This is a genomic window from Nonomuraea sp. NPDC059023 (assembly GCF_042740095.1).
GTDB lineage: Bacteria > Actinomycetota > Actinomycetes > Streptosporangiales > Streptosporangiaceae > Nonomuraea.
Genome location: NZ_JBHYIO010000076.1, coordinates 1 through 21,845, shown reverse-complemented (window position 1 = coordinate 21,845; position 21,845 = coordinate 1). Strand labels below are relative to the sequence as shown.

Sequence of the window (21,845 nt, the reverse complement as noted above, 5' to 3'; positions counted from 1 at the left end):
CCTGTGGCCCGCTACGAGGTCCTCCTCGACGGCGAGCTGATCACGGCGACCACCGCGCTCGGCTACGTCATCGAGGACCTGGAGCCCGGCGGGCTGTATGAGGTGGCGGTGCGCGCGGTGGATGAAGGGTCAGCGCGCGGACCCGCTTCCACGATGCAGGTGGAGGTGCCAGCCGCGGACTGGACGCCGTTGGCGTCGCCGACGTACCAGGTGGGCGACTGGGTGGGTAACGCAGTCGACCGGTACGGCGTCGACTGGGTGGTCCAGGATGAGGAAGGCTGGTCGAACGGCGCCGAGGTGCTGCCGCGCTCCTCCGACTCCGACAGCGGCGACGGCGCTTTCTCGGGGCCGGGCAAGCTGGGCGCCCGGATCGTGACCCTGTCGGGGACGGCGATCGCGCCGGACCGGGTGACGATGCTGGCCGCGCAGGAGCGCATGACTCGCGTCGTGTTCGCGCGGGAGGCCGCGACGTTGCGGGTGCGTGAGCTGCACGCGACCCGGCAGGTCAAGGTGCGGCTCGAAGACCAGGTGGAGATCACTGACCTGGGCAGCAAGGTGTTCACCTGGACGCTCGTGGTCAAGGCGCCGGACCCGCGAAGGTACGCGGTCCGTCCGATCTACGCCGAGGTGGAGTTCGAGCCCGCACAGACCACCGGCTCCACCGTGATCACGCTCGGAGGCGACTACCCGACGATCCCGGCGGCGTTCCGGCTGATCGGTCCGGTCACCGACCCGGAGATCCGGATCAACGAGCTCGGGCTGGCCATCAAGACGCGGCCGGGCACCGTGCTACCGGATGCCCGCTACGAGCTCACCATCGACCTCGCCTCGCGGGCGGTGTGGTCGATCGTGCCGCCGGATGTGTGGCCGGAGCCGCGCCCTGGCCGGGGCCTGCTCGGTGTGTTTCCGGCCCGGTTCGCGCTGCAGCCCGGCGTGAACACCGTCGTGTTGTCGGGCGGGCTGGTGGCCGGGATGGAGGACAAGGGGCCGCGGCTGGTCATCGAGGCCGCGGATGCGTCGAGGTGAGGGGAAGCCATGGCACTGGTGGTTGAGGGGTTCGAGAGCGCGACGCCGGTATTCGCCCGGACGGGGACCTGGGCGCGGGCCAACGATCAGAAGGCCGCTGGCACCTGGTCGCTGAAGTCCGCGGCAATCACTCACAGTGGGACGAGTAACTGCGTGATGACGGTCCCGGCCGGGGCCACGAGCGTGACGTTCAAGGTGAAGATCTCAACCGAGGGAACCCCGCCGGACAACCTGTACGACCCGTTCATCTTCTTCGTCGGCGCTGCCGAGAAGTACCGGATGGCCGGTGAGCATAACTGGCACCAGCCGGGCACCTACGACGTGACCGGCGCCACCCAGGTCACCTTCCGTTACACGCGAGACAGCTCCGCCGATGCCGGCTCGAACGCGGTGTGGATCGACGAGGTGACGTTCGACGTCACCCCGCCCGACCCGACGCCGCCCACTGCGCCACCCAACGTCCGGGTGACCTCCATGTCGCCCTCAGACTTCGCGCTGGCGTGGGATGCCGCCACCGACAACGTCGCCGTCACCGGGTACGGCGTCTACAAGGACGGCGTCAAGCAGGGCGGCGACGCGCCCGGCTTGACGCGCGCCCTGACGGGGCTGACCGCGGCCACCAGCTACACGCTGGCCGTCGACGCGGTCGACGCCGCCGGCAACCGGTCCCCGCAGACGTCGATCACGCAGCAGACCCCGGGGCCTCCCGCAGGCGGCGACGCCGGCCGTACTCGCACCTTCGTCGGCCTGACGCCGGGGCAGACGTACCTGGTGGAGGTCGACGCCGTCGACACGGTCGGCAACCGGTCGGCGAAGGCGTCGCTGTCGGCCTCCACCGACGCTGATCCGCCGACCGTGCCCGGGAACCTGCGCGTCACGTCGGTGTCCGGCACGCAGATCTCGGTGGCGTGGGACGCGAGCACCGACGCGGTCACGGGCGTGGCCGGGTACGGCGTCTACCTCGGCAGCGTCCAGGTGGAGGACGTGCACCCCGGGCTGGGGTGGACGTTCGGCAGCTTGACGCCGGGCCAGACGTACCTGGTCGAGGTCGACGCGGTCGACGGCGCCGGCCACCGCTCCGCCACGGCGTCGCTGAGCGTGCAGGCCGAGGTCGATGTCAGCCCGCCCACGGTGCCCGGGAACCTGCGCGTGACCGGCGGCTCGCCGTACACGCTGGACGTCACCTGGGACGCCTCGACCGACCCGGGCGGCCTGGCCGGGTACGGCGTCTACGTGGACAGCACCAAGCAGGGGCCGGACCAGCTGCCCCGCGTCCGCGCCTTCACCGGGCTGACTCCGTCGACCACGTACCTGGTGGAGGTGGACGCGGCCGACGCCAGCGGCAACCGGTCCCTGAAGGCGCAGCTCACCCACGTGACGCCCGCGGACCTGCCGCCGGCGCCGCCGGGCAACCTGCGTTCCACCGCCGTCTCCTACACCGGCTGGACGGTGGCGTGGGATCCAGCCGTCGATGATGTGCAGGTCACCGGCTACGACATCACGGTCAACGGGGCGCCGGCCGCGACGAACGCCGCGGTGCTCACCCACAGCATGTCCGGGCTGCCGGACGACACCCCTTACGTGGTGCGGGTGTGGGCCGTCGACCACATCGGGCAGCGCAGCACCGCCGCGGCCGAGCTGACGGTGACGACCCTCGACGACACCGACCCCACCACGCCGTCTCTCACGACGGAGGCCGGGGAGAACACGATCGCCGTCGCCTGGGGTGCCTCCAGCGACGACTTCGGCGTCGTCGGCTACGAGGTCCTCCTCGACGGGGAGGTGGTGCACACCACGCCCGGCGTCGACTACACCGTCGACGGGCCCGTCGAGCGACGCCACGTCATCGAGAGCTTGGGCGCGGGCGTGCCGTACACGGTCCGGGTGGCCGCCGTCGACACGCTGGGCCAGCGCTCGGCCGACAACAGCGTGGTGGTGGCAACGGACGCGCTGCCGTACCAGGCGATCGAGACGCCGGTCTACCGGATCGGCGACTGGGCCGCGAACGTGCGCGACGGCTTCGGGGTCGATTGGGTGGTGGAGGCTGCGGAAGGCTGGTCGTCGTCGCCGCCGGTGTCGCCGGTGTCAGCCGACCGGGGTGGCGTCGACGGGGTTCGGGATGGCGCCGGCCGGTACGGTCCGCGCCGGGTGGTGCTGGCCGGGGTGGCGATCGCGCCGACGCGGATGGCGATGCTGGCGGCCAAGCAGCGGTTCGCCCGGCTGCTGCACCCTGCCGGGCAGGAGTGGCTGCGGGTGATCGACGCCCGCATGGAGCGGCGGGCGCGCGCACGTGTCGACGACCGGTCGACGAGCGCGGACCAGGGGTCGCTCGGCTTCCGGTGGCGGGTCACGCTCAAGATCGCCGACCCGCGCCGGTACGCGACCACGCCAGTACGGGCGCTCGCGGTGGTCGCCTCCCTGCCGGGGGAGGCGGCGATGACGGTGCAGCTGAACGGCACCTATCCGACGATCCCCGCCCGCATGCGGCTGTACGGGCCGATCAAGAACTTCACCATCACGCATGAGGAGTCCGGGACGGTGATGCGGGCGATGCCGGGCACGGTGGTGCCGGCCGACACCCGCTACTCCTACACGATCGACCTGTCGGCCCGGCAGGTGTGGGCGCACGTCCCGCCCGAGGTGTGGCCGGTGGCGCGGCCAGGCCGGTCCGCGCTGGCGCACCTGCCCGCGTGGTGGCACCTGATCCCCGGCACCAACACCATCACGCTCGCCGGCGAGCCTGTCCCAGGCCAGCCCGGCACGCCACGGCTGGCGTTGGAGGCCTACGACGCCTGGTCCTAGCCACCACGCGCAGGACGTTAGCCGGGCAAGTCGCCATGCTCCGCGCTGGATCACAGCAGCGGGCAGCCATCGGAGGGCGGCGGCATGGGGCTGGTCAGGATGGCGACGCCGTACGTGGCGAGCGGCGGCTCGACACACACCTACAACTTCGGGTCGACCGGGTACGGCAACCGCATCGTCCTGATCATCAACAGCTACGCCGGGATCAACACCATCTCCGGGGACTACACCCCGCACGAGCACACGGTCCACACGGTCGGCATCCGCCTCCTCAGCAAGATCGCCTTCGGGGACAGCTCGGTCACCGTGACCACGGCCAACGCCACGGACCGGCTGTTCATCTGGATGTACGAGCTGTCGAACGCCGAGCAGTACTACGGGTCCGACACCGGGCTCACCTCTGGCTCCGCGACCGTCAGCGTGTACCCGCTGCCGGCCGGGTGCACGGCCATCCTGGGTGTGTCGGCCTACCTTCAGACCAGCGGCGCCGACAACTCCTCCGCGAACTGGCCGACCGGGTTCAGCCACCAGGGCTACACCTTCCGCGACTGGGTCGAAGGGTCGTCGGCGCGGCGCGCCTGGGCGTCGTCGTCCGTGAAGGACGGCATCTCCGACTCCGTAGGCTTCACCTGGCCGCTCGTGCAGGGGCTGCCGTCCGGGTGGCAGAACTACGCCTGGGTCGCCGGCGTGTGGGGGCCGGTCCCGGACGAGGATCCCCCCTCGGTGCCGGGCAACCTGCGGTTGACGGGGATGACGCCCACGAGCGTGTCGGTGGCGTGGGATGCCTCCAGCGACTCCGGGAGCGGCCTGTCGGGGTACGGCGTCTACCGCAACGGCGCCAAGGTCACCGACCAGCCGGGCCGGACCTACACCTTCAGCAGCCTCACCCCGGGCGTGCCGGTCACGGTCGAGATCGACGCCTACGACGCCAAGGGCAACCGCAGCGAGAAGTCCGCGTCCCTGACGGTCACCCCGATCAACGACACCACGCCGCCACACACGCCGGTCGTGCGGGTGACCGCGCTCGCCGCGGGCACGATCAGCGTGGAGTGGGACCAGCCGTACGACCAGACGACGATCACCGGGTACGGCGTGTTCCTCAACGGTGTCCGGCAGGGCGCCGACCAGACCACGCGCACCCGCACGTTCAGCGGCCTCACCGCGGGCGGCCTGTACACGGTCGGCGTCGACGCCAAGGACCTGCTGGGCAACCGGTCGGCGATCGGCACCAAGACGGTGCGCGCGCAGGCCGACACCACGCCGCCGACTGCGCCGGGCGCGCTGCGGCTGCTGTCGATCACGCAGACCGCCGTCACGCTGGCCTGGGACGCGAGCACCGACGACAACGTCGGCTTGGCCGGGTACGGCCTGTACAAGGGGCCGCTGAAGGTCGCACAGGTCACCTCCCAGGTGTTCACGTTCGTGGGGCTGACGCCGGGCATCACCTATCCGCTCGGCGTCGACGCCGTCGACGAGCTCGGCAACCGCTCGGCCCGGCAGGTGGTCACCGCCACCACGCTCGAAGACAACTCGGGCGCGGCCCCGCCGTACGAGTACCTGTTCTACGACTGGGCGACGCACGTCCCGATCGACTCGTTGCCGCTGCAGAACGTCCAATTCGAGCTCGTGCTGGGCGGCGGCGGCACGCTCGAGGCCGACATTCCGCTGTATGACGACGCCTACAGCGTCGGCCGGGTCGAGGCCGCCACCCGGCCGGAGCGGACCATCGTGGTCGCCTACCGCGGCGAGCGGCCGGTCTTCATGGGCCGCGTCATCGACCCGCAGGACTACGACAGCGACACCGGCGTGCTACGGATCGCCGCCGAGGAGATCGTCGGCGTGTACGGCCGCCGGTTCGTTTCCTTCACCGGGCCCCGGGCGGGGACGCTCGCGCACACCGAGATCGACTGGCTGCTGGATCAGGCGTCGGCCGACGCCGACCGGCGCTGGCTGCGCACCGCCGGTGTGGCCGGCACCGCGGCGGTGGACCGGGAGTACCGGTTCGAGGACTTCTCCCGCGTGCTGGACAAGGTCGTGGAGGTGGCGGCCGCGCCGGGTGGGTTCGAATGGTGGGGCCGCCCGTCCTGGGACAACGTGAACGACCGGCCGCAAGTGGAGCTGCGCCGGGTGAACCGCGACGAGCCGCCCAGCAGCGATCTGGTGCTCGAGTACCCCGGCAATGTGCGCCGGTTCCGCCGCTCGACCCGGCGCGGCCTGGCCACCGTGGTGCACGGCAAGCTCGCCGTCACCTCCGGCGGCGTGCTCCTGGCGAAGGTCACCCGGGAGGACCTGCACACGGCCGGGTGGCCCCGGCTCGAGGACGCCTACCAGTTCGAGGGGCTCACCTCGCCGGCGGCGTTGCAGGCCGAGACCCAGCGCGCCTCGGACGCGTCCAAGGGCGCCCGCCAGGTGTTCGAGTTCGAGATGGCCATCAGCCCCGACACCCGGTGGTGGGAGTGGGAGCTCGGCGCGAACGCGCAGGTCGTGATCACCGACCACATCTACCCGGAGCGGCCGGACGGCGCCGCCGGCCTGGACCGAGACATGAAGATCATCAGCTTGCGGGTGGAACCGTCCGGCACGACCGGGGAGCTGGTGACGGTGACGACGGCGGAACTGACCACCGCGGTGGACGAATAGAGAGAAGGGGCGGCGATGTCTCGCATCAATCCGGGGGACTTGTCCCTGAAGGACCTGGTCCGCTACGTGCAGGATCTGCGCGCCCGGGTGTCGGCGCTGGAGCTGCAGAGCCGCCTCCGGACGGTCACGTTCGCTGCGGAAGTGACCTCGGTGTCGGGCACGTCGTACGAGACGGTCGCCTGGTCGGTGTTCCCGCGCTCGGGCAGCTCGCTGGCTGTGGACGTGACCGTGGGCGGCCCGCTCGAGGTGCAGGCCACCGTGGACGGCGTGCCGATCGCCTCCGGTTCAGCGGCTGCGGCCGGCACCGTGACCCTGCACGGGTTCCTGCCCGAGACATGGGCTTTCGGCGCGCGCAAGCGGGTCGAAGTGCGAGCACGTCGCCCGTCCGGCAGCGGCGCGGTGACCGTGACCGCCCTCGGCGCGTGGCATCGCTGATCACGTCGAGTGACGTAAGCAGGCCAGCCTCCTATGGTTCGCCCCGACAGATCAGGCTCGGGGGGAAACCATGGCGGAGCAGGAGCACACTGGCCGACCAGGGCAGGAGTGGCTGGCCGGGCAGGTCGCCGACGTGCGCCGGCTGGTCGAGGTCGGGTTCACCGACACCTCGGGCAAGCTCGCGGTGATTGCGCTGCAGCTGGAGCAGGGCGAGCGGCGCCACGATGAGCTGGCCAAGACCGAGGCGGAGCATCACCGCAGCGTGCTGGTCGTGCTGGAGGAGCACGACAAGCGGCTCCAGGCGTGTGAGACGAACCGGGCCGCTGAGAAGGCTCGCGCGCAGACGCTGATCGACCAGGCTAAGCAGTCGTCGACGCGGATCTCGTTCATCGTGGCCACGCTCGGCATCGTGGTCGGCGCGGTGATCAAGTTCATTCCCGGTGTGGGCGCCTGACCAGCGGCAGGACGTAAGCGGGAAAAGCGGTCAACCTCCTGTCGGACATCCGATCCGAGGAGGAACCAATGGTTCACCGGTCCATGAAGTTCGTGCCGGAGGCGTGGGTTCGCGCCGGCCGGTCCCTGGTCCAGAATCTGCTGTCGGTAGCGCTGGTGGCGGGTGGCCCTGCCATCGTCGTGGCCAGCCAGGGCGGCGCCGCGGACATGGGCGCGCTCGGTCTGGCCGGCGGCCAGGCTGGTCTGGCTGCGGTGCTGGCCTACATCCACAACCGGATCCGGCCCGTGACGGGGCCGAAGCTGGGCGAGGTGACCGCTCGCGCGGGCCGTACGTGGTGGCAGAACGTCGCGGCGGCCGCGTTCGTGTCGGGGGCGGCGGCGGTGGCGACCACCGGCGGCGATGACCTGAAGACGCTCGGCATGGCCGGCCTCCAGGCGGCCGCGGCGGGTGCGATCGCGCTGCTGCACAACACGTTCGCTCCGCGCAAGGTCGACGACGGCGAGGTCGTGCCCGTGTCCGGCGTGACTGGTTCGGTTCCCGACGACACCCTCAATGGTCTGCCGGGGGGCCCGGACCGTGTCACGGTCTACGAGCCCGGTTCGGAGGGTGAGGGTCACGGCCGGCGCTGAGCCGTGGCATCATGAGGGCGGGAAATCTTCCTGGTTTCTCGGTGTGCAGGACGCCCGTGGTGAGGGCCGCAATCCCTTTGACCCTAGGGCGTCCGCACACGCCGCTCCGGCGGTGGATCGAAGCAAATGGCCCGCAACCCCTCGGGGTGCGGGCCGTTTCGTTGAGCGGGGTCAGAGGCCGGCGGTGACGGCGTCGGCCGGGACGGGCGCGGCCTCGTGGGGGTCGGCGTGCCGGTGATACCAGACGTCGAGCTTCGCGGCGGCGACCGCGGGGTCCTCGTCGCAGGAGTCGTGCAGTTGGGCGACGCAGTTGGGGCGGAAGGCGTCCCAGACGGCCTGGGGGTCGTCGGCCATGTGCGTCCAGTCGAGGTGGGCGTAGTGGTAGGCGACGAGGTCCGGGTCCATGCCGAGGGCGGCGCCGATGTCGGCCCAGTCGGCTCCGTCCATGCGGTCCGCGGTGATCGCTCGGGCCATGAGCTCGGTGAGTTTGCGGCGTAGGTCGACGACAGTGCGGGTCAGCCCGGCGGTGCCGCGGCGGCGGTGGCCGGCGGTGGGGACGAGCATGAGGAAGTCGTCGGCCATGGTCGCTGCGACGCTGGAGATGGCGATGTGGGCTACCTGGGCGCCGGTGAGCTTGCCGACGTGTGGGCAGGGGCTTCCGCCGTCGTGGGGTGGATGCTGTTCAGCCATCGGGGAAGTGCTCCTTGGCGTCGCGGTGGGGTGCGTAGCCGTCGGGCGGGTGCCTGGTTTGGGTCTGGGGTTCCCGCTGATGCATACATTAGAGATCTTCGAGGCTATTCGTAAGCCCAACTGTGGAGTGCGTTGCAGCACTGGTGCTCTGAGCTGCGGGTTTGGTTGGGTCACGGTTTGCTGCGAGTTCGGTGGGTGAAGTGGTTGACCTTGATGGTGGGACCCACTAGCCTGTCACTAAATAGCCTGTATTCTTTGAGAAGTTGACCGAAATGTGGCCTACCCTGCGGCCCGTCTCGACCCCTGCAGGCTGACAGCACCCCGGCGGGGCGAGGGATTGCGGACCTCCCCCGGCGACGAATCCAGGAAGGACGACCCCCTCATGCAATTTGTGTTCGACGACGCCACCCCCACCTCCGAGTTCGCGCGTGTCGTGCTGGACGGACTGTCCGGCAGCGGCAAGACGCTGACCGCGCTGAAGATGGCGCGTGGCCTGGTCGGGGTGGACGGAACCATCGGCGTGATCGACACCGAGCGGGGCCGCGCATCCAAGTACGCCAGGCTGATTCCGTTCAAGCGGCTCAACCTCACGCACTTCGACCCGGAGAACCTCACCAAGGCCACCGCTGCAGCAGCGGCTGCCGGGGTCGGGTGCCTCGTGGTGGACTCCGGCTCGCACTTCTGGTCCGGGCGCGGCGGCATGTTGGAGCGCGTCGGCAAGTCGAAGAAGTCGGGCCCGTTCGGCGGCTGGGACGAGATCCGCCCCGTCGAGCAGGAGATGCTCGAAGCGCTGCTCTCCTACCCCGGCCACCTGATTGTGACCCTGCGGGTCAAGGCCGAGTACACCATCGGCGAGGACTCCAACGGGAAGATGAAGCCGGTCAAGATCGGGCTGAAGCCCGACCAGCGTGACGGCCTGGAGTACGAGTTCGACCTGGCCGGATCGCTGGACCTCACGCACACCCTGACGATCACCAAGTCGATCATGTACGACGTGCCGGAGGCGGCGGTCGGCAGAACGATCACGAAGCCGGGTGAGGAGTTCGGCGAGCTGGTCGGACGCTGGCTGGCCGAGGGCATCAAACTGCCGTCTCTCCTCGACTACCGCACCGTCGTGCTGGCCGAGGACGTCACCACCGACGACCTGGCCGTCGTCAAGGCTGAGGCTGAGCGGCGCGACATGCTGGCGTTGCCGGTCCTCGACGAGTACGGCCAGACCATGCCGCTGGTCGAGCTGATCAGGATCAAGTGGCGGGAGGCCTCCGCTCGCGGCCGTGGCGCGTCCAGCCCGAAGACCGTGGCCGATGCCCAGCACGGCATCGAGACCGCCCCCGACGTCGCCGCGCTCACCGTCGTCGGCGAGAACATCGTGGCCGCCATCGAAGCGGGCAAGATCCGCGAACCGGAGCGGACCTCCCTCATGGGCGTCTACGAGGCCCGCATGGAGGCCCTCCAGGCCGCCGAGTACGAGGCGGCCAAGCAGCACGAACCCGCCGGGGCCGATCTATGACCTCCACGCCCGACGTCAGCCCGGCCTCCGTCAAGGTGGCCGGGCCCGTCCCGGACAAGTACGCCGAGGCGCTCGGCTACCTGCTGGCCAAGGCCGCCGCCAAGCTCGTCGCGAACGCCGCCGACCAGCACGCCAAAGCGTTGAAGTCGCACCGGCCGGACGGCAGCCCCCTGATGGGCGTCGGCGGCCGCGAGGTGGTCTTCCTCGGCACGACCCAGCTCGGCATCACCCGCATGGACGCCGGGCCCACCAAGGTCGAGCTGGACGGCACTGACCCGCAGGTCGTCGCCTGGGTCAAGAACCACGCGAAGTACCACGACCAGATCCGGGAGATCGTCGAGCCCGCGTTCGTGACCAAGCTCAAGGCGCACGCCAGGAAGGCCGGGGCCCCGGTCGCCCCGACCGGCGAGCCGATCCCCGGCATGACCATCAGCGTCGGCGACCCGAAGGTCGTCGAGCAGCTCGTCGACGACTTCACCACCGTAATCGCTCACGCGCTGGCCACCGGCGCGATCTCCCTGACCACCCTGTTCGCCCTCCCCACCCCCACCGATCCCGCGATCGAGGAAGGCCTCCAGCGATGAGCTACCGCAACCCCGGCTGGCAGGACAACGCCGCCTGCGCCCGCAACCCCGACCTGGCCGAGCTGTTTTTCGCCCCCGATGGCGAGCGCGAACCCGCTCGCGACATCCGCGAGAAGAAAGCCAAAGAGGTCTGCGGCGGATGCCTGGCCAAGGTCGACTGCCGCGAGTACGCGCTGGAGCGCCCCGAGAAGTACGGCATGTGGGGCGGCGAGAACGAGAACGAGCGCGCCAGCGAGCGCCGCATCCGCATGCGCCGGGCCGCCGCCAGGGTGCGCGCGGCTGCATGACCTCGACGAACGGGCGGAAGGCGCGGCCGTACGGCCCGCCACCGCCCGTTTTTGATCTTGTGATTGGACCTTAACGCACACATGTGACACGGTCCCTCGCGCCTTGGCCCGCGACCGCGCCAGCCCATCAAGGAGGCGGCAGCGTGCCGAGGTGTAGATCCCCCACCGACCTACGGAGTTGCCCGTGGCGCTGACCCAGGCCCGACCTTCGACCGGCATCGCCCGGCCTGGCCTTGCCTATCATCCTAGGGTCCTAGATTCGCGCCGCTCCCGACGTGACTTCCCTGATCAAGGCACGGTAGGTTTCGGTTGCCAACTAAATAACGACAACGGCGACCCCTTGAGGGATCGCCGTTGCGGCCGAGGATCACAGGGCGCGCCAACGCCCTCCTCCCGGCTGCCTCACTCAACCCCTGCTAAGAGACTTGAGGAGGCGTGCATGAGCGTATCGAACGCTGCGCGCAAGCATGAAGTGACACCGACCCCGGAGCGTCGCGCCGGATTCCGCACCACCCTCGCCGGGGGCTCCCAGTGAGCGATGAGCCCATCGAGGACGACGAGGTCTTCTACGACGAGCCGCCCTTCCGGCAGGTCCCCGACGCCGTCGCCTTCCATCCCGACCTGAAGGACGTCGACGTCCGCGTCTGGATCGCGTTCGCCTGGTTCGCGCGCGGCGGCCACGGCCTGTTCCCCGGCCGCAAGGCAATCGCCAAGAAGGTCCACAAGAACAGCGTCCGCACCATCGACGAGTCCATCAACCGGCTCGTCGCCGCCGGGCTGCTCACCGTTTCCGCCCGCTACCACGACAACGGCGGCCGCCGCTCCAACAAGTACCGGCTGTTCCGCGAGCCGCTCCGCCCCGAGCAGCGCCAGGCGCGGCCCGGAACCGACTCCCCCAAGACCCCGGACACCCCTGAGCAGAAATCTGCCCAGCCTCCCGGTGCAGAAATTTGCGCAGGGGGCAGCGCAGGGAATTGCCCAGGGGGCCATGCAGGAATCTGCACCACCCCCGGGCAGAAAACTGCTCAGCAACAGAATGAGACCAACGGGAAGAGAGAAAAAGAAGAAAGAGACGATGCCGCTGACGCGACATCGGATCCCGGCCGCGAGGGCGGTGGGGGATCTAGCGGGCAGGGCGGGCTGTTCGGCGACGACGAGGTGAAGACCGAGCCGAAGCCCGCCAAGAAGCGGCGCAAGTCGCCGACGACCCCCGCGCCGGAGAAGTTGGAGATCACCCTCCAGATGCGGCAGTGGGCGCGGGAGAAGGGCATCCGGGTCGACCTCGTCTTGGAGACGGAGCAGTTCCTCGACCACCACCGCGCCAGGGGCAACGAGTTCGTCGACTGGGTCGCCGCCTGGCAGACGTGGATGCGGAACACCCTGAAGTGGGGGCCTGGCAGCGGCGGTCACGGCGGTGGCGGCGTGCACGGCAATCACCTGCCGTACAACGCCGACGACGCGGCCAACGAGGAGAACCGGGCGGCCTTCGGATGAGCATCACCGCGATGACCCCAGATGGCCACGACGACCAGGCGCTGCTCGAGCAGGCGGCCGCCCGAAGCCGTGGCGGCGCCGATGTGCCCCCTGCTGATCTCGGGGGCCTCGGCTGGCTGGAGAGCCTGTCGCAGCCGGTGCGGGCGAAGGCGGAGGCCGCGCTGGCGCGCGGCCGCGACAACGTCATCCACCTGCCTGGCCAGCCCGGCAGCGGTTGCACCTGCCCCCGGCCGGGCGAGGACGACTACCTGTTGCACAACCTCGGCAAGTGCCCGGCCTGCCAGCAGACGCGGGCGGAGCACAGGGCCGGAACGCGTCAGCTCCAGCGCGACTTCCGGCAGGCCGCCTGGCAGCGTGTCCTGGAGTCGGACTACGCCGACTACGCCGACGCCAGCCTGGCCGGGCTGAAGCCGAACCAGGACCCGGACGGCAAGGTGTCGGGCTGGCTCGGCACCAGCAGCCGCACGCTGATCCTCGTAGGTGAAAACTCGCGCGGGAAGACGCACGCGGCGTTCGCGGTCGCCAACCACGCCGCCCGCGAGCTCGACCTGTGGGTGGTGGCGTGGAACGCCGCCGACTTCCACGAGGCGCTGCGCCCCGGCGGCAATCCACGCGCGTACGAGTTCGCCGAACGCTGCGATCTGCTGCTGTACGACGACATGGGCGCCGAGAAGGTGTCCGAAGCGGTCCGCAAGGCGACGTACCAGCTCATCGACGCCCGGGTCCGTAACCCGCGCCGCAGAACCATGATCACGACGAACCTGCCGTACGACGAGCGCGGCTTCGCCGACACCCCCGCCGCCAAGCGGCCCGTTCAGCCGAACCTCATGGACCTGTACGGCGGCCGCATCGTGCACCGGATCATGCACGAGGCCACAGTCGTACGGATCCTCGGGGAGTCCTACCGCACGCCGGTGCCGTGGTGATGCGCAACGCCTCGCACAGGCGCGCGAGCGGCCGCCTGTACGAGGTGCCCGTCACCTTCAAGAGCGCCTGCGCGTTCGTTCAGGCGTGGCACCGCCATCACGAGCCGCCCCGCGGGCACAAGTTCTCCATCGGGGCTGCCCGCCACGGCGTGCTCGTCGGGGTCGTCATGGTCGGGCGGCCACTCGCCCGGCATTTCGACAACGGCCAGACCCTCGAGGTGACGCGGCTCGCGTCGGACGGCACGCCGAACGTGCCGTCGTTCCTGTACGCGCGCGCCTGGCAGGCGGCGCGACCCCAGGGGTACACGCGGCTCGTCACCTACATCCACACCCTGCATTACGGCCCCACCTGCGGAAGCCCGTGCGAGCACCCGTCGTGTACGGCAATCCGGATGGGCGAGGCCGGGGCCAGCTTGCGGGGCGCCGGCTGGCAGGTCGTCGCCCACCGCCCAGCCCGGCCGGGCTGGAATCATCCCTCCCGGCCGCGCGAGGGCAGAGCTGGCGAGCTCATCCCGCGAACGCTCCTGGAGCTGGTCGTCGATGAGTGACCTCGCCGCCGGCCCCGTCCCGTACCGGATCACCGTGGCGCTCGACTACCACGGCCTGTACGGGCCCGAAGTGGACATCGCGCTGGGCGGCGTAGAGCCCATGGTCGACGACTGGGAGGCCGGGACGCTGGTACCGACCCGGGAACAGATCGAGCTGCTGGCCAAGCTGACCCAGTTCCCCGTGAAGTTCTTCTACCTGCCTGAGCCCGAGCCGCTGGGCCCGGTCTGGTTGTGCCGGCGGTCCGGCCCGAAGGCGGACCGGTGCCAGCACATCGAGCCGAAACGACCTGCTCCCCCGGCTGCGGCACCGGCTCCGGCCGTGCGGTCGCGGACCGCGGTCTGGCGGTGTCTCGTCACCGGCTGTTCCGACCGCGGCCGCCGCCACCTTGCCGTGTCCCGGCAGGCCGCGGCCGCCGAGTTCGACGCCCACTACCTCGACTTCCACCACCGGCCAACGGTCTGAAGGAGCTGTCATGATCGACATGGACGAGGCCCGCGCGGCGCTCGCGCGTGAGCAGTGCGCCGGCCACGGCCACACCTTCGAGACCATCGTGAACGGCATGGGCGATCCGACGCAGCTGTTCTGCAGCTGCTGCGGCAAGGCGTGGCAGATCAACCCAGCTGAGGAGGTCGTCGGCTACCTGGTGGTCGACATGACGGACAAGGCACCGGACGCGACCCGGTGGATCAGCCCGCGCCCACGACCCAGCATCGAGAACGCCGAGGAAGACCGGACGTTCTGGCGTGCCGCGGACGTGCCTCACGTGCGCCGAGACGGTCTGCGGCTGGCACGCCTGGTCCTCCTTGAGCCGCTGGAGGACGACATCAGTAACACGTCTGGTGACGGCCAGAGCAGGGCTTAACAATGACAGGATGACCTCCGCCCGAAAGCCGAAGACGCTCCGGGAATCGGCGTTGTCGCTCCTTGTGCTCGGTTCCGCCCTGCTAGTTCTGACCGCATTAGGGATAGCCGTCGTCGCCTTGGCGGAACTACTACCTGCATGGCTGAGATGGACGGCCCTGGGGGGTACGCTGGCGCTGGTCTTCTTCTGGGGAGCGCGGGCTCGGTACCAGAGCATGCACTCCGCCTATCTCCAGACGGTTAAGGCGCTGGCGGCAGTGCATGAGAGTCCGGCGCTGAGGCTGAACGTGCTGAATTCCAAGATTCAGGCCTCGATGCAGCTCACCTCTTCGTTGATGGCAGATCTCGATCGAGAGCTGAGAGCACAGCGTGCCGCCAGCGAAGCGCTGGCCGCCAGAACTAGCGAGCAACGGCGGTACTTCGAGATCAACGAGGAACAGGCCAAGAAGGTCAAGGCGATCCTCTCCCAGCAGAGCGAGCAGGCGCAGGCCGACATCAGAGCACACCAGTTGAGACAGCAGTGGTTGTTCTTCGGGCTCGGCGCCGCGATCTCCATCCCGATCGGCATCGCCGTCAACCTGCTCTTCCCGTAGTCCCAGGCCAAGAGTGAAGCTACGGGATGAGGTCGATCTCGATCTCCGGCCACAGCGACACGAGCCGGAACGGGTGCGCCGTGACGACCGGCAGCGCCCGCCGCCTGGCGGCCAGGACGACGGTGGCGGCCGTCAACCACTCCGCGGCGTCGGGGCCTGCCTTGGCCAGGACCTCTGCCACAGCGGGCGCGTTACTCGGGGTGAGGTTGTCCACGATGGTGGTGGCCTCCATCCCGAGCAGCACCTCAAGGAGAGGCACAGCCTTGGCCGGAAGCTGCGCAAGAGCGGCAGTGAGCGCGGCCGACGTGGTGATCAGCGGAGCGACGTACGTGCCGGTGTTCTCGGCCCGCATCCAGACCGTGGCGTCAACGTAGGGCGAGGACCGGAGCCCCCAGTGGATCAGCGCGCTGGTGTCGAGGACGCGACCGTTCACGCGGCGTGGCTACGGCGCGCAGCGAACTCTGCTTCGCGCTTGGCCGCGAGCGCGAGCATGTCAGCCGGCGGCTCGCCACCCATCACGGCGCGGAGTGCGGCCAGGTTCGCCTGCCGCTGCTCCTCGGTGTAGGGCACGCGCTCCTCGCCAACGGTGTCCGGCTGCTCGTCCATGCCCTCAGGGTACCCGCGGCGGGCGGGCGTCATCCAGCAGATCGTCAACGGAGGTTCAAGCGGAGCTTGTACCGGTCGGCGGGGTAGAGCGCCTCCCGCACCGCCATGACCGCGCCAGCGTTGTCCTCCAGGATGGTGAAGACCTCCATGACCGGAGTTCCGGGGCCGAGCCCGAGGTCGCGCATCTCCTGGCGGGTAGGCATGCGCGCCACCACCTCCGCAGTGCGGGCCACCACGGTCAGCCCGGCCCGCTTCATCAGCTCGCGGTCGTCCTCCTGGAGCTCGTTGGGATAGCCGAGCTCGGGCAGCCGCTCGACGAGCCAGCGCGGGTAGTAGGACCTGACGTTGGGCACGCGCGTCGAACTTCGCCGCACCACCAGGTCGGCCTCTCCTCCAAGAAGGAGGTCGGCCACGTGCCGAGGGGCGTGCATGGTGGTGACCTCGGCCGTGTGGATGGGGTGGCCGCTGGTGCCACCGCCGAAGGTCTCGTCGACGACCGCCCGGTCGTAGGAGCGGACGTAGACGCCACGCGCACGCTCGGCCCGGGTCAGGCCGGCGTCATGCAGCACCTGCAGGGCCCGGCGCACGGTGGCGGGACTTGCTCCGCCGAACTGCTCGCGCAGGTCGGCTTCACTCGGAAGCTGGGCGCCGGGCGGGTAGTCGCCGGATTCGATCCCGGATATGAGGGCCGCGGCGATGTCCTCGTACTTGTAGCCCTCTGCCATGCCCACCATTCCCGGTTGCGTTCGCTGTACGACCGGCAGCGCGTCGCGAACGTACGGGCCGGTCGGTACTGAGGTATCGGCAATCACCGTCAACGTCAACAACTCCCCATTGCATGACTACTCCGTATAAGTTAACTTCTACGTATCAGTTAGCCAAGAGGGGGAGCTCATGATCCGGTTCTGGCGGCAGCCGCGGAACGAGGCCGAAACGCCTCGCCCGGAGCGGGTGTGCCTTGACGGGCAGCCCGCCACGGTGCTCTCCCGCACCGACGAATGGGTCACCGTCCAGCTCTCCGATGGCAGCACCCCGAACGTCCTGCCGAGCCGGGTCACCGACTGCACCTGCGGCGGAGGTGACTGCGCATGACCGCGATCTTCTGGACGTCCATCGGCCTGCTCCCGCTGCTGCTGGTGGTCCCGGCCCGACCCGACCGGGACCGCCGGCACGCGAGCGTCGCCGACCTGTGGGCCCGTCATGCGGCCCGGCCCCGCCCGATCACTCCCCGCGCGGTCGCCCTGGCCGCCCTCGCCGCCGCCGCGAACGGCACCTGGTGGGCGTTCCTCCTCGCCTGGCCGTACCTGGTCGGTGCGTGCGTGGCCCTGTGGTGGGCGCTGCGGTTGGTCGGCGCGATCGCCGCCGGTCTCGCCCGCCTGGGCGTCAGGCTCACCCCTCACGCGCTCACGCTGGCCGCGCACGTGATCAAGGCGGCCGTGTGGCTGCTTGCGGCGCTGTGGCTTGCCGTCCACTGGCTGGCCTGGCACATCGACCAGCTCATCACCGACCCCGCCGCCCGCCCCCAGCTCGCCATCCCCTGACAGGAGCACCGCCGTGCACACCCTCGACATCGGCCCGCTGACCGTCCCCGTGATCGTTCTCGTGGTCCTGGCCGTCGTCTTCACCTGGGTCTTCTACCTGGCTGCTCGCAGCCTCCTCTCGTACCGCGCCCAGCTCAACGCGCTCCCCTGCGCCCGCCGCCTCGACGACCAGCCCGGCGACGGCGCCAAGGCCGACAGCACCCCCGCCGCCACCGCCTGAACCCCCAGAAAGGGACGCCCACCTTGTTCGGCACGCAGCAGCCCGCACTCCCCCCGGCCAGCAGCCCGGACGCGCCCCAACCGGCGCAGCCGCCAGCCGCGCCGCGCCGCGGGCTGCTCGCGCTCGCCGCCCACCACCTGATCTGGCGTCCGGCCCGTGCCCTGCTCCTGTGGGAGGCCAAGCGGATGTGGCGGCACCGCGACTACCACGCCCCGTGGTGGACCGCCGCCGCCACCTACGTCACCGCCACCATCGCCCACCTGGCCGAGGTGCCGTGGTGGGCCAGCATGCCCGCTCTCGCGGCCGCCGTCACCGGCGTCCACCTCTACCTGTCCAAGCACGACCTCCTGCCCGTGGCCACGCCGACCGTGACCGGCGCCGCCGCCGCGCTCGCCGCCTGGGCCGCCACCACCATCCAGACCGGCCCCGTCACCGGCCCGGCCGCCATCGCCTGGAGCGTCCTCACCCTCGCCACCACGGCCGCGTGGGGCCTGCACCGCGAAGCCCGCCGCTGGCGCAAGACCCGCGCCCGCGTCCGCGTCGCCGCCAAGACGCTGCCCAAGGTCCTGGCCGAACTCGGCTTCCCGGGCGTCCAGGTGGTCGGCCGCCCCCGCGTATCCGGAACCGGCCGGGTCGAGTATGCGCTGCGGCTACCGGTCAAGGTCACCCGCGCCAAACTGCACAAGGCCACGGCCGACATCGAGTCCGGCATGCACTGGGCCGAGCACTCCCTACGGGAGATCATCCAGGACCCGGACCACAACGACGCCGCACGCGTGCTGCTCGTCCAGCACGAGGGCAAGGTCAAGGCCCGCACCGTCACGTTCGCGCCCCCTACGATCCCCACTTCCGTCCTGGACGCCGCCTGGCTCGGCGTCGACGAAGACGGCCGCGACGTGTACGTCGCCAACTACGTCCCCGACTACGGCATGACCCGCGGCATGTACGTCGGCGAGTCCGGCAGCGCCAAGTCCAACCTGATGCGGCTGATCACGTGGATGCGAGCCCACTGCCCGGATGCGCTGCTGTGGATCATCGACCTGAAGAACGACGGCATGACGTACGCCGAGCTGCTGCCGCGCCTGGACCGGCCCATCGCGACCACGTGGGAGGCCGCCACCCGCCTCCTGCAGGACGCCGACGCCGCCATCCCCCTGCGCGGCCGCCTCCTGCAGCCCGAGGACAACCAAGTCCTGCCCGTCAACCACCAGCGCCCCGCGATCCTGATCATCGGGGACGAGGTGTCCACCCTGCTCGGCAAGGCCCGCGCCAACGCCGCCCCGATCCACGCCGCCAAGCAGGTCGGCAACAAGGGCCGCTCCTCCGGCATCGGCATGGAAGCGACCGGCCAGTACATGTCCCAGGGCAGCATGCACCCCGAACTGGTGCCCGTGTTCAATCGCCGCTACGCCGGCCGTACCGCCGCGAAGGCCGACGCCCAGCAGGTCCTCATGAACTGGAACAAGCTCGAAACGCCGCTCCTGCCGACCGGCGTCTTCTACTGCCAGCAGTCCGGCAAGGGCGGCACCACCCTGCTCTACACCCCGCACGTCACCGACGCGATGCTGGCCGAGGCCGCTGCCCAGACCGCGCGCCTCACCCCCGCGCTGGAAGAGTCCACCGCCGCGAACCTGCCGTACTACCCGACCCGGTGGGCCGACCTGCCCGACCACCTCATGCGCTTCTGCACCGAGGAGCAGCAGCAGCTCGTCCACCAGCACCGCGCCGAACGCCAAAGCGCCGAACTGCAGAAGACCAGCGGCGGCACCAAGGCCGGGATGGCGGCCGCAGCCGCCGACGACGAGCCCCCGCAGCGGCTGACCGTGACCGAGGAGATCGACATCCCGGCCGAAGTCCTCGTCTCCGCGATCCCCAACCCGCACCTGCGCGCCATGGTGCTCGTCCACCTCTCCCCCGGCCTGGTCTCCACCGGCGGCAGCAACGCCGCCGCCATGCCGCGCTCACGCGCGTGGGCGACCGAGCGCCGCGCCGCGTGGGAGCGGCTCGGCCTCGTCGAGACGCCGGCGAAGGGGAAGTGGCGCCGGATCGTGGGGGAGGACGCGATGGTGCGCGGCGCCCTCGCCGCGGAGGACGAAATCCGTGCCCGACGCACCGGCACGGGCGAGAACGAAGAGCCGAACACGGGGGAGACCAAACAAGAGACACCCCCTGTGACCTGTAAAAACGCTTCCGTCCCCATAGCGTCCACCCGGGCCGGACCCCCTGGAGCCCGCGGTAGGGGAGGGGCCGCGCGCACAACCCCGGGGGAGGGGGCCGGCGAGACTCCGCCTCCCGGACACGGGCCGTGACGTACACCGGCGGACCCCGGCCCGCCCCCACCCCCGGCTCCTACACGCGCGTCCGCGCACGCGCGTAGGGGGGGTGGATGTCCAACGACCCCGATTTGGACATCGCCGTGGACATCCTCTTGGACATCCCGTGGACATGCTGAAGGTGACTCACCGTGATTGACATATATGGCTTCGACCCGCTGCGTGACCTGCCGCCGCCCGCATGGGCCGCCGCCGGCGCCGCAGCACTGGCCCTGCTGCTGGCCCTGGTCCGCCTGGCCAAGCACCTGATCTTGCCCAAGTCCAGGGCGCCAGCGCGGCCACGCCGGTCTCTTGCCGACGCCGTGACCTGGGCGTGCGCTTCCGCCGCCTTGGTGTTCGCCGGTGAGGGCATGTTCGAGGTCATCACCCGGGCCGCGCCCGGCGTGTGGTGGCTGCCTTGGCTCGGCATCGGCCTGCTCGAAGGTCCGCTGCTCGCGTTCGCGCTGCGAGCCAAGGAGCTGATCACCGCGCAAAGGCACGAAGAGGCAGTTCAGGCGATAAGCATGACCTGGCTGCTCGCTGCAGCGTCCGCGGTCATCTCCGCCTCCGCCGCCCTTGAGGCCGGCAACCCCAGCGTGCCCCTGCTGCGCGCGGCCGCGCCCATCGTCGGCGTGATCCTCTGGCACCACGCGCTGCGGATCGAGGAGAAGGCCAACGGCGGCCGCCGCCGTGAGTCCCGATGGAAGTGGACGCCGGAGTACATCCTGACGCGGCTCGGCCTGGTGACCGCCCGCGCCACCGAAACCGTCGACGCTGAGATCCACCAGCGGCTCACCCGAGTCGCGGATTGGGTCATCCGGTACGCCCGCAGCGTCAAGCGGAACGCCGACCGGAACGGCCAGCGGGGCACCCGGTGGAACACCTACGTCCGGTGGCGGATGGAACACTGCTACCGGGCGGCGGAACGCGACCTCGACCTCACCCGGAACGCTTCCCGGCGCGCCCTGCTGGAACACATCATCGCGTCCCGCAGCGACGCCGTCCTCCTCGCGACCCTGACGGGCGTCACCCGCGCTGACCTGGGCATGCACGAGCCGGAACAGCTACCGGAACACCCAGCGCGGAACACCCGCATGGTCTTCCACCAGCCGGTGAAACGCCCGGTGCGGAACACCCGAGTCCTGTTCCACCAGAAGGTCGTGGAACGCCCGGTAAGGACCGCCCGGCTGGTGTTCCACAAGCGCGTGGAACACCCCGCCCGGACCGACCGGAACACCCCTCGAAAGGAGGCACACGGCAGCCGCGGCACGGCCGAACGGAACGGCCGGAACAACGGCAGTGGAACGCCTGAACGGAACGGCGGCGGCAAGCCCACCAGAGAGGAGATCGAGGCCGCGATCGCCGACGCCATCGGGCCGAACGGCGAGGTGCCCATCCGGCCCCTGGCCGCCCGGCTCGGCATCCCTCAGGCGACGATGCACCGGTACGTCACCCGGTACCGCGAGGAGCACGGCATCGCCGTCTCCGCGCCGCAGGGGGTGATCCCCCCTCCCCGAGTCAACGGCCACCAGCCCGCCGCTATGGGGAGCGGTGATCCCAACTAGAGCAAGCCCGAGACGGGGCGGCCGCCCTACGGGCGGCCCCCCCCGCACACTTCATACAGCCGAACCAATTTAGCCCACCCGCCGTCGAACAAACCCAGATCGGTGTCTTAAACACAAAAAC

24 protein-coding genes are annotated in these 21,845 nt (G+C 70.3%); 20 read left to right on the top strand and 4 right to left on the bottom strand.

From position 1 onward, the window contains the following. From ACFWYW_RS56845 to ACFWYW_RS56820, 6 genes are all read left to right on the top strand, one after another. Window positions 1–1,026, top strand: a 1,026-nt coding sequence (locus tag ACFWYW_RS56845; RefSeq protein ID WP_379641416.1) for a hypothetical protein, incomplete at its 5' end; no start/stop codon positions are given. 156 nt (window positions 1,027–1,182) lie between these two features. Beyond that, window positions 1,183–3,828 carry a fibronectin type III domain-containing protein gene (locus tag ACFWYW_RS56840; protein WP_379621813.1) on the top strand — a complete coding sequence of 882 codons (2,646 nt, stop codon included), beginning with the start codon at window positions 1,183–1,185 and terminating at the stop codon, window positions 3,826–3,828. A gap of 84 nt (window positions 3,829–3,912) precedes the next feature. Beyond that, a complete protein-coding gene (locus ACFWYW_RS56835; protein WP_379621808.1) occupies window positions 3,913–6,468 on the top strand; it encodes a fibronectin type III domain-containing protein in 2,556 nt (851 codons plus the stop codon). Between the two features lie 15 nt (window positions 6,469–6,483). Then, on the top strand, window positions 6,484–6,903 hold the full coding sequence (locus tag ACFWYW_RS56830; RefSeq protein ID WP_379621806.1) for a hypothetical protein: 420 nt from the start codon (window positions 6,484–6,486) through the stop codon (window positions 6,901–6,903). 70 nt (window positions 6,904–6,973) lie between these two features. Beyond that, window positions 6,974–7,357, top strand: a complete 384-nt coding sequence (locus tag ACFWYW_RS56825) for a hypothetical protein (RefSeq protein ID WP_379621804.1) — start codon at window positions 6,974–6,976, stop codon at window positions 7,355–7,357. 83 nt (window positions 7,358–7,440) lie between these two features. Beyond that, on the top strand, window positions 7,441–7,986 hold the full coding sequence (locus ACFWYW_RS56820) for a hypothetical protein (RefSeq protein WP_379641415.1): 546 nt from the start codon (window positions 7,441–7,443) through the stop codon (window positions 7,984–7,986). Between the two features lie 171 nt (window positions 7,987–8,157). Here the strand turns inward: ACFWYW_RS56820 and ACFWYW_RS56815 are convergent, their stop codons facing one another. Continuing rightward, window positions 8,158–8,676 carry a hypothetical protein gene (locus tag ACFWYW_RS56815; protein WP_379621801.1) on the bottom strand — a complete coding sequence of 173 codons (519 nt, stop codon included), beginning with the start codon at window positions 8,674–8,676 and terminating at the stop codon, window positions 8,158–8,160. 382 nt (window positions 8,677–9,058) lie between these two features. Between ACFWYW_RS56815 and ACFWYW_RS56810 the strand changes: the two genes are divergently transcribed. The 9 genes from ACFWYW_RS56810 to ACFWYW_RS56770 all read left to right on the top strand — a co-directional run bounded on the left by ACFWYW_RS56810 (window position 9,059) and on the right by ACFWYW_RS56770 (window position 15,480). Continuing rightward, window positions 9,059–10,186 (top strand): AAA family ATPase, encoded by a 1,128-nt coding sequence (locus tag ACFWYW_RS56810; RefSeq protein ID WP_379621799.1) that lies wholly within the window; start codon window positions 9,059–9,061, stop codon window positions 10,184–10,186. After that, window positions 10,183–10,770 carry a hypothetical protein gene (locus ACFWYW_RS56805; protein ID WP_379621797.1) on the top strand — a complete coding sequence of 196 codons (588 nt, stop codon included), beginning with the start codon at window positions 10,183–10,185 and terminating at the stop codon, window positions 10,768–10,770. Before ACFWYW_RS56810 ends, ACFWYW_RS56805 begins: the two co-directional genes overlap by 4 nt. Further along, window positions 10,767–11,057 carry a WhiB family transcriptional regulator gene (locus ACFWYW_RS56800; protein ID WP_379621795.1) on the top strand — a complete coding sequence of 97 codons (291 nt, stop codon included), beginning with the start codon at window positions 10,767–10,769 and terminating at the stop codon, window positions 11,055–11,057. Before ACFWYW_RS56805 ends, ACFWYW_RS56800 begins: the two co-directional genes overlap by 4 nt. A gap of 531 nt (window positions 11,058–11,588) precedes the next feature. Then, window positions 11,589–12,551 carry a helix-turn-helix domain-containing protein gene (locus tag ACFWYW_RS56795; RefSeq protein WP_379621793.1) on the top strand — a complete coding sequence of 321 codons (963 nt, stop codon included), beginning with the start codon at window positions 11,589–11,591 and terminating at the stop codon, window positions 12,549–12,551. A gap of 11 nt (window positions 12,552–12,562) precedes the next feature. Beyond that, window positions 12,563–13,477, top strand: coding sequence for an ATP-binding protein (locus ACFWYW_RS56790; protein ID WP_379621791.1), 915 nt, complete (start codon window positions 12,563–12,565; stop codon window positions 13,475–13,477). Further along, entirely contained in the window at window positions 13,477–14,025 is a 549-nt protein-coding gene (locus tag ACFWYW_RS56785) for an XF1762 family protein (protein WP_379621812.1), read from the top strand. Before ACFWYW_RS56790 ends, ACFWYW_RS56785 begins: the two co-directional genes overlap by 1 nt. Beyond that, window positions 14,018–14,488 (top strand): hypothetical protein, encoded by a 471-nt coding sequence (locus ACFWYW_RS56780; RefSeq protein WP_379621789.1) that lies wholly within the window; start codon window positions 14,018–14,020, stop codon window positions 14,486–14,488. The genes ACFWYW_RS56785 and ACFWYW_RS56780 overlap by 8 nt, the downstream gene beginning before the upstream one ends. A gap of 10 nt (window positions 14,489–14,498) precedes the next feature. Then, window positions 14,499–14,888 (top strand): hypothetical protein, encoded by a 390-nt coding sequence (locus ACFWYW_RS56775; RefSeq protein ID WP_379621787.1) that lies wholly within the window; start codon window positions 14,499–14,501, stop codon window positions 14,886–14,888. Between the two features lie 10 nt (window positions 14,889–14,898). Next, window positions 14,899–15,480, top strand: coding sequence for a hypothetical protein (locus ACFWYW_RS56770; protein WP_379621785.1), 582 nt, complete (start codon window positions 14,899–14,901; stop codon window positions 15,478–15,480). A 19-nt stretch (window positions 15,481–15,499) separates the two neighbouring features. Here the strand turns inward: ACFWYW_RS56770 and ACFWYW_RS56765 are convergent, their stop codons facing one another. From ACFWYW_RS56765 to ACFWYW_RS56755, 3 genes are read right to left on the bottom strand one after another with little or no spacing between them, the layout of a single operon-like run. After that, window positions 15,500–15,913 (bottom strand): hypothetical protein, encoded by a 414-nt coding sequence (locus tag ACFWYW_RS56765; protein ID WP_379621783.1) that lies wholly within the window; start codon window positions 15,911–15,913, stop codon window positions 15,500–15,502. Next, window positions 15,910–16,086: a hypothetical protein gene (locus tag ACFWYW_RS56760; protein WP_379621781.1), complete on the bottom strand. Its 177-nt coding sequence runs from the start codon at window positions 16,084–16,086 to the stop codon at window positions 15,910–15,912. Before ACFWYW_RS56760 ends, ACFWYW_RS56765 begins: the two co-directional genes overlap by 4 nt. Window positions 16,087–16,130: 44 nt before the next feature. Further along, window positions 16,131–16,811 (bottom strand): GntR family transcriptional regulator, encoded by a 681-nt coding sequence (locus ACFWYW_RS56755; protein ID WP_379621779.1) that lies wholly within the window; start codon window positions 16,809–16,811, stop codon window positions 16,131–16,133. 169 nt (window positions 16,812–16,980) lie between these two features. Here ACFWYW_RS56755 and ACFWYW_RS56750 point away from each other — a divergent pair, with 169 nt between their 5' ends. The 5 genes from ACFWYW_RS56750 (at window position 16,981) to ACFWYW_RS56730 (ending at window position 21,724) form a co-directional block, all read left to right on the top strand. Next, the gene (locus tag ACFWYW_RS56750; protein ID WP_379621777.1) at window positions 16,981–17,178 is read left to right on the top strand and encodes a hypothetical protein; all 198 of its coding nucleotides are present in this window, start codon (window positions 16,981–16,983) and stop codon (window positions 17,176–17,178) included. Beyond that, window positions 17,175–17,627 carry a hypothetical protein gene (locus tag ACFWYW_RS56745; RefSeq protein WP_379621775.1) on the top strand — a complete coding sequence of 151 codons (453 nt, stop codon included), beginning with the start codon at window positions 17,175–17,177 and terminating at the stop codon, window positions 17,625–17,627. The genes ACFWYW_RS56750 and ACFWYW_RS56745 overlap by 4 nt, the downstream gene beginning before the upstream one ends. 13 nt (window positions 17,628–17,640) lie before the next feature. Then, entirely contained in the window at window positions 17,641–17,847 is a 207-nt protein-coding gene (locus tag ACFWYW_RS56740; RefSeq protein WP_379621774.1) for a hypothetical protein, read from the top strand. 23 nt (window positions 17,848–17,870) lie between these two features. Continuing rightward, window positions 17,871–20,156, top strand: a complete 2,286-nt coding sequence (locus tag ACFWYW_RS56735; protein ID WP_379621772.1) for a hypothetical protein — start codon at window positions 17,871–17,873, stop codon at window positions 20,154–20,156. A 155-nt stretch (window positions 20,157–20,311) separates the two neighbouring features. After that, window positions 20,312–21,724 (top strand): hypothetical protein, encoded by a 1,413-nt coding sequence (locus ACFWYW_RS56730; protein WP_379621770.1) that lies wholly within the window; start codon window positions 20,312–20,314, stop codon window positions 21,722–21,724. Window positions 21,725–21,845: the final 121 nt, after the last annotated feature.